We start from the raw sequence: 10631 nt of genomic DNA, 5'->3' as shown, positions 1-10631 counted from the left end.
GTGGGAGAGTAGGACGCCGCCGAACAATTATTGTGGGAATGCCCCGTACCAGGTATCTGGTGCGGGGCATTTCTGCGTTCAGGACCTCTTTCGAGGCCGCGTGCGCGGATCCGGGCGCCGATCCGTTATGTGCTCTATCTATCCATAGGTAGTCGAGCGTCCTACGCTGTGCGGCCATGACAGATGTGCGGTTGCGGCACGGCCGGGTCTCGCTGGCGCTGAGTTTCTTCGTCCAGGGGGTGACCTTTGCCCTGCTGGTGACGCGTATACCCGCGATCCAGGACCGGTACGGGGTGTCCGACGGGCTCCTTCCCGTGTTTCTCGCCGCGGTGCCGGTGCTGGCCGGGGTCGGCAGCGTACTCACCGAGAAGCTGGTCGCGCGGGTACGGCCCGGGGCGGTGCTGCGGTGGGCGCAGCCCGTTGTCCTGCTGGCGCTTCTCGGGGTGGGGGCCGGGGACCGGACCTGGCAGCTGGGGTTCGCGCTGGGGGCGTTCGGGCTCGCGGTCGGTGCGCTGGACGCGTCGATGAACATGCTCGGGGTGAGTCTCCAGCGGGCGTACGGGCACAGCATCATGCTCGGGTTCCACGCGGCGTTCAGCCTGGGCGGGATCGTCGGGGCCTCGCTGGCCTGGGTGGGGGCGCACTGGGATCTGGCGCTGGTGGTGTCGTATCTGCCGGTCGTGGTGGTGCTCTCGCCGGCGGCGCTGCTCGGGAGCCGTTGGTACGTGGACGACGAGAAGGCGGGGCAGGAGACGGGCGGTCCGGGGGCGGGCAGGCCGGTCGCGTTCAAGCTGCTGCTGCCGCTGTGCCTGGTGATGACCTTCGCGTACATCGGTGACTCCACGGTGTCGAACTGGAGCGCCAAGTACCTCCACGACGTGCTGGGGAGTTCGGAGGAGCTGGCGACCGTGCCGTACAACGCCTATATGGTCACGACGCTGCTGGGGCGCGCGGTGGGGGATCCGGGGGTGCGGAGGTTTGGGCCGGTGGCGGTGGTGCGGTGCGGGTCGCTGCTGGCGGCGGCGGGGTTCGCGGTGGTGGCGCTGGCGGCGGGGGCGTGGGTGGGGATCCTGGGGTTCACGATGCTGGGGCTCGGGCTGTGTGTGATCGTTCCGCAGACGTTCGCGGCGGCCGGGAGGCTGTTCCCGGAGGGGAGCGACGTGGCGGTGGCCCGGCTCAATATCTTCAACTATGTGGGGTTTCTGGTCGGTTCGCCGTTGGTGGGGGCACTCGGCGACGCCTGGAGCTACCGGGGCGCGATGCTCGTACCGATGGTGATGGTTCTCGTCACGCTGGTGTATGCCCGCTCGTTCGGCGCGGAGCCGGGCAGATACGGTGGCGGACATGAGCGGCCGCGCACGGTTGATGTGGGATGACGCAGTAACGGGATACGACTTCGGCCGAGGCCACCCGATGGATCCGGTACGGCTGGCGCTGACCATGGGCCTGGTACGGGCCTGCGGGCTCGACGCCGAGGTCGATGTGGTGGCCGCGCCGCCGGCCGGGGAGTCGACGCTGCGGCTGGTCCACCGGCAGGAGTATGTGGACGCGGTCCGGCGGGCCTCGGCCGATCCGCGTGGCGCGGACGGGGCGTACGGGCTGGGTACGGTGGACGATCCGGCGTTCGCCGGGATGCACGAGGCGGCGGCGCTGATCGCCGGGCAGTCGGTCGGCGCGGCCGAGGCGCTGTGGCACGGCGGGAGCGCGCACGCGGTGAACTTCGCGGGCGGGCTGCACCACGCGATGCCGGGGGGCGCGGCCGGGTTCTGCGTGTACAACGACGCGGCGCTGGCCATCGCGCGGCTGCTGGAGCTGGGCGCGGAGCGGGTCGCGTACATCGATGTGGACGTACACCACGGGGACGGTGTCCAGGCGGCGTTCTGGGAGGATCCCCGGGTGTTGACGGTCTCGCTGCACGAGCATCCGCGGACGCTGTTCCCGGGGACCGGGTGGCCCGAGGAGACCGGCCACGGCGCGGGCGAGGGCGGCGCGGTCAATGTGGCGCTGCCCGCCGGTACGGGGGACGAGGGCTGGCTGCGGGCGTTCCACGCGGTGGTGCCCGAGCTGCTGGCGGACTTCCGGCCGCAGGTTCTGGTGACGCAGCACGGCGCGGACACGCACTTCGAGGATCCGCTGGCGCATCTGGCGGTGTCGCTGGACGCGCAGCGGGCGGTGCAGGAGTCCTGTCACGAACTGGCGCACGCGTACGCGGACGGTGGGCGGTGGCTCGCGCTCGGCGGGGGCGGCTACGCGGTGGTGGACGTGGTGCCGAGGTCCTGGACCCATCTGGTGGGTATCGCGGCGCATGCGCCGGTCGATCCGGAGTCGATGGTTCCGCAGTCCTGGCGGGACGAGGTGTACGCGCGGACGCGGCAGCCGGCCCCCGGGCGGATGACGGACGGGCGGACGCCGTCCTGGCAGCCGTGGGAGGCCGGTTACGACCCGGCGAACCGGCTGGACCAGGCGGTGCTGGCGGCGCGGCGGGCGGTGTTCCCGCTACGGGGGCTGCTGCCGTAACGCTTCGGCTCCCTGTGGGCCGTGGCGGGCGCGTACTGGTCGTTACGCCAACCGTGCGGTGTATCCCGGGTTCTGTTCCCGGCGGGGCTCGGAGGCGGAAGCATCGGCGGGGTGTTGAGCACCGGAGCGCTGCGGGCGCATCTGCTGGCGGCCAGGCTGGCCGGGCCCGTGGCCACGTCGCGGGAGGCGAGTCTGCGGAGTTACCGCCTCTTCGCGGCCAGGGATCCACGGGTGATGATCGGACTCGATCCCGAATGGGCATGGAACGAACAGGACTTGCTCCGGCTGATGGCCGACAAGTGCGGGGTCTCCGGTGATTCCGGTCAGGTGTCGGGCTCCGATGTCATCGACCCCGAGCGGACGATGGACGCGCTCGACGCGTTCGCGGGACGGCTGCGCGCCGTTGTGGCGCGACGGGCTCCTGTGCTGTTCGGCACGGGGCATCCGCACCGGCTGCTCGGGTTCTACGCCGATCTGGCAGACGCTTTGTCGGCGGCGGGATGCCTTGTTCTCACCCCTGCGCAGGGGAGATGTATCGACATGACGACCCGGTTCGGGGTACGTACGTGCCATCTCGACTACGTACGGGGAGTCGCGCTGGTGCGGGAACCCGGCGCGCGGCAAGCGGGGAATGGGACCGGCGCACACACCCACTCACCCCTGCCGGTGAGAGTGGCCCTGGACGGTCTGGTGGAGGCCGGCGGGCCACTGCCCGAGCTGGTCGTGGGGGACCACGGATGGGTCTGCGGCGCAGGTCAGCTGGGTATTGAGGCCATCGGGCTGGCTGATACGAACGACCCCGCGCTCTTCGTGGGGGAGGCGGAGGGGCGGGTGTCCGTGGCGGTTCCGCTCGACGACGGCGCCCGGTCCGCCCACTACCGGCCGCTGACGCGCTATGTACTCAATCGGGCGTGTCTGTCACAGTAGGTGGCCGGAGGTTGCTCCTCTTCCCCACTCGTATCACCCGCCCCTACTCTGGGATGTGAGCGCACAGCGACGAAGAGTTACCGGAGGGGAAGCCGGTGGCCGTCGGGTGCGGAAGGTACAGGTGGATCATGGTTGCTGGCAGCGAGAGGCCTCTCAACGAGGTCAAGTTCCTTACCGTGGCGGAGGTCGCCTCGGTGATGCGAGTGTCGAAGATGACCGTGTACCGATTGGTGCACAGCGGTCATCTGCCGGCGATCCGGGTGGGCAGGTCCTTCCGGGTTCCGGAGCAAGCGGTTCACGAGTACCTCCGCGAATCTTTTGTGGGGGTCGAGTCGGCATAGTGCTGTGACCGGCGGTATTCGCCCCTCCGAGGGGCGGATGCCGTGGGTCGGGGCACCGGGGACTTCCCTCGGATTACGTCCCTCACTCGGCGGCGGGTAGGCTAGGCCGACGTAGGTCGTGTGGGCCCAGACGCCCCGCACCGAGTGAAGAGAAGTGAGCGAGGGTAGTCGTGGGCTCTGTTATCAAGAAGCGGCGTAAGCGGATGGCCAAGAAGAAGCACCGCAAGCTGCTCAAGCGCACCCGCGTTCAGCGTCGCAACAAGAAGTAAGCGGCAGCTGTTCGTGTATTTCGTGGCCCTTCCACCGAACATGGTGGGAGGGCCACGGTGCATTGTGGCCGGTGCTTTTCGCCCTGCGGGGACAGGACGCGTACGGTCGTCGGAGCGCGATGCGGACCCGATACGGTGACGCGTACGGAGCCTTTTCCAGAGGGAGGCTCCAGAGGCTGCCAGAGGAAGGCGCTGATCTTGGGCAAGGTTGTGCTCGTTACTGGAGCGGCCCGGCAGCTCGGAGGCCGTTTCGTACGGCGCGTGCAACGCGACTCCGGTGTGGACAGGGTGATCGCGGTGGACGCGGTCGCCCCCGACCATCCGCTGGGCGACGCGGAATTCGTCCGGGCGGACATCCGCAGACCGGCCATAGCACGCGTACTGGCCGAGCACGGCGTCGACACCGTCGTGCATCTGGATGTGACGGCGACGCCCCTGGGCGCCGGTGGCCGCGCCTCGGCCAAGGAAGCCAATGTCATCGGCACGATGCAGCTGCTCGGGGCGTGCCAGAAGACACCGTCCGTCAAGCGGCTGGTGGTCAAGTCCAGCACCGGTGTGTACGGCGCGGCCTCCCGCGATCCGGCGGTCTTCACCGAGACCACCTCGCCCAAGTCGCTGCCGAGCGGTGGCTTCGCGAAGGACGCGGTGGAGGTCGAGGGGTACGTACGCGGGTTCGCTCGCCGCAGGCCGGATGTGGCGGTCTGTGTGCTGCGCTTCGCCAACATCCTGGGGCCGGGGGCGGATTCCCCGCTCGCCGAGTATCTGTCGCTGCCCGTCCTGCCAACGGTCCTCGGCTATGACCCGAGGCTCCAGTTCGTCCACGAGGACGATGTCCTCGACGTTCTGATGATCGCCTCGGACGAGCCCCGGCGCGGGACGCTCAACAGCGGGACGTTCAATGTCGCGGGCGACGGGGTGCTGCTGCTCTCGCAGTGCGCCCGGCGGCTGGGGCGGCCCACGATGCCGCTCGTGCTGCCCGCCGTCACCTGGGTGGGCACGGCGCTGCGGGCGGTCGGGATGACGGACTTCGCACCGGAGCAGATCAGGCTGCTGACCCACGGCCGGGTCGTCAGTACGGACCAGATGCGCGAGACCCTGGGCTTCGTGCCCTCGTACACGACCGCGGAGGCATTCGCGGACTTCGCGGGCAGCCGGGGTGCCGGGCTGTTCCCGCCCGAGACCGTGGCCCGCACGGTCGACCGGCTCTCCACTCTCGTCAGCAAGGAGCGCATCCGTCATGGCTGATGCCAAGGTCATCCCCTTCGGCGATGAACCGAGGTCCAGACGCGGGCCCGCCGCCGGCCGTCGGCAGCAGGTCAAGGAGGGTGGCGCGAAGCGCCCGCCGGGCCGCAAGCCGGGCCCGCTGACGCCCGTACCGGAGCCGCATGTGCCGGACGGGGAGACCGCGGGGGTACGGGAGCGGCCGGACCCCGCGCCGGGCGCCCCGGCGGCCGGGCGGGGCGACGGGGGCGGCTGGGAGCGGCGGATCGCGGGCGGGCTGGCGTTTCTGCGCCGCCGGGTCACCGGGAACTACGAGGTCGACGAGTTCGGGTACGACGAGGAGCTCACCGACCAGGTCCTGATGTCGCTGATCCGGCCGATCTACGAGAACTACTTCCGGGTCGAGGTGAAGGGCATCGAGAACATCCCGTCGGACGGCGGGGCGCTCGTGGTGGCCAACCACTCGGGGACGCTGCCGTTGGACGGGCTGATGATGCAGGTCGCCGTCCACGACAACCATCCGGCGGACCGGCATCTGCGGCTGCTGGCGGCCGATCTGGTGTTCATGCTGCCGGTGGTCAACGAGCTGGCGCGGAAGGCCGGGCACACGCTGGCGTGCGCGGAGGACGCGGAACGGCTGCTGCTGAGCGGTGAGGTCGTCGGGGTGATGCCGGAAGGGTTCAAGGGCCTCGGCAAGCCGTTCGGCGAGCGCTACAAGCTTCAGCGGTTCGGCCGGGGCGGTTTCGTCTCGACGGCGCTGCGGGCGGGGGTGCCGATCGTGCCGTGCTCGATCGTGGGCGCGGAAGAGATCTATCCGATGATCGGCAACTCGCGGACGCTGGCGCGGCTGCTGGGGGTTCCGTACTTCCCGATCACACCGACGTTTCCCTGGCTGGGGCCGCTGGGGGCGCTGCCGCTGCCGACGAAGTGGACGATCCAGTTCGGCGAGCCGATCCCCACGGACGGCTATCCGCCGGAGGCGGCGGAGGATCCGATGCTGATGTTCAATCTGACGGATCAGGTGCGGGAGCAGATCCAGCACACGCTCTACAAGCTGCTGGTGCAGCGGCGGTCGGTGTTCTTCTGAGACGTTCCGCCGTGTTCCGCGGTGCTCTTCCGCGCTCATCCGCGGTTGGGTTCTTCTGGGGCCGGTTCGTTTGGGGCCGAGGGTGGCTGGGGGCCGGACGGGCTTCGGCCTGTCCGGCCCCAGGGGTGGTGCGGCGTCCGTCAGTCCGCGTCCTCGGCCTTCAGGCCCAGGCCGGGCAGCAGGTCCGGGAGGAGCGGGGGGATGGTGATGTTCGGGGCCGGGCGTTCGGGGGTCTCCTTGCTGTTGCCATTGCTCTCGGACGGCGACGGGGTGGCGCTGCCGTCCGGTGGGTCGAGCAGCCTGCCCGTGGCCCCGCCGAGCAGGCCGTCCTCGGACGTGCTGTCCGAGTCCTGACCGGACGGCTTCGGGCTGTCGCTGGTGTGCGAACCGCTGCTGCCCGTGCTCTTCTCGCTCGCGCCGGGGGCGACGGGCGCCGGGGACTCCTGGGTGTGGCCGGGGCCGGTGGAGTCCTGGGTGGCACCTGGCCGGGTGGTCTTCTGGTGTTTCTCCGGCAGGCGCGGCAGCAGGGACTGGAGCGGGGCGATCTCTTCGTCTATGGCTTCGAAGACCGAGTTGACCTCCTGGCCGACATCCGTCAGCTGGACGGGGAGCCGGTCACGGAGCCCGTTCCACGCCTGGCGGTGCGAGGCCGAGAACGAGGAGAGGGTCGCGATCGGGCCGATCGCGCCGTCCCGTTCGTATGCCTGATGGAGCAGCCGGTGGCCCTCCGTCGCGTCGTGCTTCATTCCGCTCAGCGTGCGCCGGATCTCGCCCAGGGACTCGTGGTCGAGGGGGCCCGAGCGGCCGCGCTCCATCAGTCGGCGGGCTTCGCTGAGCCGGGTCGACGCGTGGTCGAGGTAGAGCTCGCCCCGGTCGGACTCGTCACCCGCCAGATTGAGCTTGATGTCCTCCATGCCGCGCTTCAGCCCGTACAGCGAATCACCCGGCAGGGCGTCGGAGCTGGCAGCGGCCACTCCGCCGAAGGCGCCCGCCGCCACACCCACTGTGAGCCCGCCGGCCGCGAGGCTCTTGGACCAGCGGGATCTGGGGCGCAGCTTCCGGAGCGGGGAGGCCCGGTGCGCGCCCCGGCCGGAGGTCCGCTGCTCGGGCACCGTAGGGCCCGAGGACACCCCCCCGGCAGCCGTGCCTTCCAGCAGCATGGCCTCCATGGCTGCCACGAGCTGTGCTCGCTGCACCATTTTGACCTCGGGGTCCAGCGTGGGTTTCGGTAGTTCACCGAGACCGCTCGCCAGGGCCAACAGCCGCCCCTGTTCGGCCGGTTCGGCCGACTCGGCGGGCTGTTCCGCCGCCGCGCCCTGGACCGTCTGGTCGTCCAGGGCCTGGGCGAAGGCGTTCGCCCGCCGGTGTGCCGAAACGTTCGCGATCACTGGCGGCACCTCCTCTCGTCATGACGATCGACTCCCCTGGGGGTCCGGAAGGTTGCACGCCGTGAGCGCCTCCACACGATTGAGTGAGTGGCTGCGGGCATGGCGTGACCGCAGGGAGCCTGCATCCCGCACAACGAGCGGCGCGGCACTTGGGTTACGCGCGAAGGATGATCGGACCAGTGCGTCATCGAGGCGTCACCGACTGTGAGTTGAGTCCGCGACGGAGGCGGGCCGGGTAGGGGCGTGCGGGGGTGGTGGGCGGCAGCGCGGGGCGGGGGTGCCGGTCAGCGGGCGTCTTCCGGGAGCAGCCTGGCCAGTGTGCGTACGGCCCGGTACTGCAAGGTCTTGATCGCTCCTTCGTTCTTGCCCATGACCCGGGCGGTCTCGGCGACCGAGAGGCCCTGGAGGAAGCGCAGTGTGACGCACTCCTGCTGCTGGGGGTTGAGTTTCCGTACGGCTTCGAGGAGCGCCGCGTTCGAGAGGGACTCCAGGACGGAGTCCTCCGGGCTGCGCTCGACCTCGTTGGCATCGAGCATTTCGCCCGTGGTCACTTCGAGCCGGAATCGGCTCGACTTGAAGTGGTCGGCGACCAGGTTCCGGGCGATGGTGACCAGCCAGGCGCCGAAGTCGCGCCCCTGATAGGTGAAGGTGGAGATCCGGCGCAGAGCGCGCAGGAACGTCTCGCTGGTCAGATCCTCCGCGGTCGCCTTTCCGCCCACGCGGTAGTAGATGTAGCGGTAGACGGTGTCGCTGTACTGGTCGTACAGCCGGCCGAACGCTTCGGCCTCACCGGCCTGGGCGCGCTCGACGAGTTCCATCATGCGGGCGCTGTCGCTGTCGGCGGTGGGCCGACGGGCGGTGGTCGAGGCGCCGGTGCTGCTCCGGCTTCCCCGTCTGCCGACCGCCGCACCGCCGTTCGCCAGGGCATAACAAGGACCGATAGGGCCGCTCACGGCAGGGGCCGGTGCGGCGAAGGCGGGGACGGCGTACGCGGTGGGGACGAAGCCGCGCAAGTGGTCGAGGACCGTTGCGCGCAGCGTAGCCAGGCCCGAGGCGTCAACCCCGACGTGTGGGTACACGGGACTCCCAGAGGCAGAGCTTCCATCACGTGCAGTGCGGGACCATTCACTCGTCGTAGCGACGGGTGGGTCCGGTATGCGTCTGAGGAGAATAACGCTTCGTACAGGCAGTGCTACACCCAGTTGCTCAAATCATCGATTACGTCGCTTCCGTGGCGTCTAAGCGACGTATCTAGTCGCACATCGTGACCGTTTGCTGATCGGATTGCGTCAAGATCTGCCTGCTCTCTGCTTGCTCCCGGGAGAGGGGCGAGCGCGGGCGGATCCGTCCGCGGACGAATGTCCGGTCATGTGTGCGGGCGCGCGTGCGTACGGCCCACGGGTGAGGTCCGTGGGCCGTCGCTGACGGGGTGGGTGTGCCGGGGGGCCGGTTCTAGCGGCGGCGGCGGTGCAGGGCCACGGCGGCGGCCGTACCGCCCGCGATGGCGCCGACTCCGGCGGCGGCGGGGATGCCGACCTTGGCGGCCTTGCGGGCGGTCCGGTAGTCGCGCAGCCGCCATTCGAGCCGGCGCGCGTGCTTGCGGAGCTTGTTGTCGGGGTTGATCGCGTACGGGTGCCCGACCAGGGAGAGCATCGGGATGTCGTTGTGGGAGTCGCTGTACGCGGCGCAGCGCTCCAGCTCGAAGCCCTCGGCGGCGGCCAGGGCCCGTACGGCCTCGGCCTTGGCCGGGCCGTGCAGGGGTTCGCCGACGAGTTTGCCCGTATAGACGCCGTCGACCGATTCGGCGACGGTGCCCAGGGCGCCGGTCAGGCCGAGCCTGCGGGCGATGATCGAGGCGGTCTCGACGGGCGCGGCCGTCACCAGCCAGACCTGCTGGCCCGCGTCCAGGTGGGCCTGGGCGAGGGCGCGGGTGCCCGGCCAGATGCGGTCGGCCATGTACTCGTCGTAGATCTCCTCGCCGATGGACATCAGCTCGGAGACACGGTGCCCCTTGACGATGGACAGCGCGCTGTCGCGGGCGTCCTGCATGTGTTCGGGGTCCTCGGTGCCCGCCAGCCTGAACCAGGCCTGTTGCCAGGCGAATCGGGCCAGCTCGCGGCGTTGGAAGAACTTCCGCTTGTACAGGCCCCGGCCGAGGTGGAAGATCGAGGCGCCCTGCATCACGGTGTTGTCGAGATCGAAGAAGGCGGCGGCGCGGGTGTCCCCGAAGACGGGGAAGTCCGGCACCTCGTCCTTCTTGCCGCGCTTCCCGCCCGTGGCGCCGGAGCCCTGCGGGCCCCGCGCTGCGTGGGTTTCCTGGGCTTCCTGGGCTTCCTGCGTGGACTTGAGTCCCGCTTCCGCTGCGGCCTCGCCCGCGAGCACGCTCCGTGCCGTGGCGGGGCGATTGCGACGTGTGAGCCATCCGAGTGCGGCCATATCGTGAGCATAGCCAGTCCGTTCGGCACGTTCCGACGGATGGGGGAGCGGCGGAGTGAAGTCTCTGCGGCCGATGTGTTAATGCGGTGATCGTTTGTACGGGCGGAGCTGTGGACAACCCGCCGCCCGGAGCGCGGCCCCGGGCGCAGAATGAGCCCATGAGTCCTCTGTTGTGGCGTACGACGAAGAAGAAGGCCGGCGAGCGCGTGGTGACGCTTGTCTCCAAGCCGGGATGCCATCTCTGTGACGACGCGCGCGCCGTCGTCGAGACGGTGTGCGCGGAGACCGGGGCGTCCTGGGTGGAAAAGGACATTTCCAAGGATGAGGAGCTGTACCGCGCGTACTGGGAGCAGATCCCGGTGGTGCTGATCGACGGCGAGCAGCACACGTTCTGGCGGGTGGACCCCGATCGGCTCCGACGGGAACTGGGGGGATGACCGAAAAG

11 protein-coding genes are annotated in these 10631 nt (G+C 69.9%); 8 read left to right on the top strand and 3 right to left on the bottom strand.

Going from position 1 to position 10631, the window contains the following annotated elements:
- Window positions 1–176 precede the first annotated feature (176 nt).
- From ACIP8W_RS28890 to ACIP8W_RS28860, 7 genes are all read left to right on the top strand, one after another.
- The gene (locus ACIP8W_RS28890; protein ID WP_402205322.1) at window positions 177–1376 is read left to right on the top strand and encodes an MFS transporter; all 1200 of its coding nucleotides are present in this window, start codon (window positions 177–179) and stop codon (window positions 1374–1376) included.
- Entirely contained in the window at window positions 1345–2517 is a 1173-nt protein-coding gene (locus ACIP8W_RS28885) for an acetoin utilization protein AcuC (RefSeq protein ID WP_402205321.1), read from the top strand. The genes ACIP8W_RS28890 and ACIP8W_RS28885 overlap by 32 nt, the downstream gene beginning before the upstream one ends.
- A 111-nt stretch (window positions 2518–2628) precedes the next feature.
- On the top strand, window positions 2629–3444 hold the full coding sequence (locus ACIP8W_RS28880; RefSeq protein WP_402151620.1) for a phosphatase: 816 nt from the start codon (window positions 2629–2631) through the stop codon (window positions 3442–3444).
- Between the two features lie 128 nt (window positions 3445–3572).
- Window positions 3573–3785, top strand: a complete 213-nt coding sequence (locus ACIP8W_RS28875; protein WP_401952102.1) for a helix-turn-helix domain-containing protein — start codon at window positions 3573–3575, stop codon at window positions 3783–3785.
- A gap of 170 nt (window positions 3786–3955) precedes the next feature.
- Entirely contained in the window at window positions 3956–4054 is a 99-nt protein-coding gene (locus ACIP8W_RS28870) for a 30S ribosomal protein bS22 (protein WP_003948845.1), read from the top strand.
- Between the two features lie 198 nt (window positions 4055–4252).
- Window positions 4253–5299: an NAD-dependent epimerase/dehydratase family protein gene (locus ACIP8W_RS28865; protein WP_401952099.1), complete on the top strand. Its 1047-nt coding sequence runs from the start codon at window positions 4253–4255 to the stop codon at window positions 5297–5299.
- A complete protein-coding gene (locus tag ACIP8W_RS28860; RefSeq protein WP_401952096.1) occupies window positions 5292–6362 on the top strand; it encodes a lysophospholipid acyltransferase family protein in 1071 nt (356 codons plus the stop codon). The genes ACIP8W_RS28865 and ACIP8W_RS28860 overlap by 8 nt, the downstream gene beginning before the upstream one ends.
- 140 nt (window positions 6363–6502) lie before the next feature.
- Here the strand turns inward: ACIP8W_RS28860 and ACIP8W_RS28855 are convergent, their stop codons facing one another.
- From ACIP8W_RS28855 to ACIP8W_RS28845, 3 genes are all read right to left on the bottom strand, one after another.
- Window positions 6503–7750, bottom strand: a complete 1248-nt coding sequence (locus ACIP8W_RS28855; protein ID WP_401952093.1) for a DUF5667 domain-containing protein — start codon at window positions 7748–7750, stop codon at window positions 6503–6505.
- 284 nt (window positions 7751–8034) lie between these two features.
- Window positions 8035–8829 (bottom strand): ECF subfamily RNA polymerase sigma factor, BldN family, encoded by a 795-nt coding sequence (locus tag ACIP8W_RS28850; RefSeq protein WP_401952091.1) that lies wholly within the window; start codon window positions 8827–8829, stop codon window positions 8035–8037.
- A gap of 373 nt (window positions 8830–9202) precedes the next feature.
- A complete protein-coding gene (locus tag ACIP8W_RS28845) occupies window positions 9203–10186 on the bottom strand; it encodes an HAD family hydrolase (RefSeq protein ID WP_401952088.1) in 984 nt (327 codons plus the stop codon).
- Window positions 10187–10344: 158 nt separating this feature from the next.
- Here ACIP8W_RS28845 and ACIP8W_RS28840 point away from each other — a divergent pair, with 158 nt between their 5' ends.
- Window positions 10345–10623: a glutaredoxin family protein gene (locus tag ACIP8W_RS28840; protein WP_402205317.1), complete on the top strand. Its 279-nt coding sequence runs from the start codon at window positions 10345–10347 to the stop codon at window positions 10621–10623.
- The last annotated feature ends 8 nt before the right edge of the window (window positions 10624–10631 follow it).

Source organism: Streptomyces sp. NPDC088554 (assembly GCF_044752945.1).
GTDB lineage: Bacteria > Actinomycetota > Actinomycetes > Streptomycetales > Streptomycetaceae > Streptomyces.
This window is presented reverse-complemented; position numbering and strand designations above follow the sequence as displayed.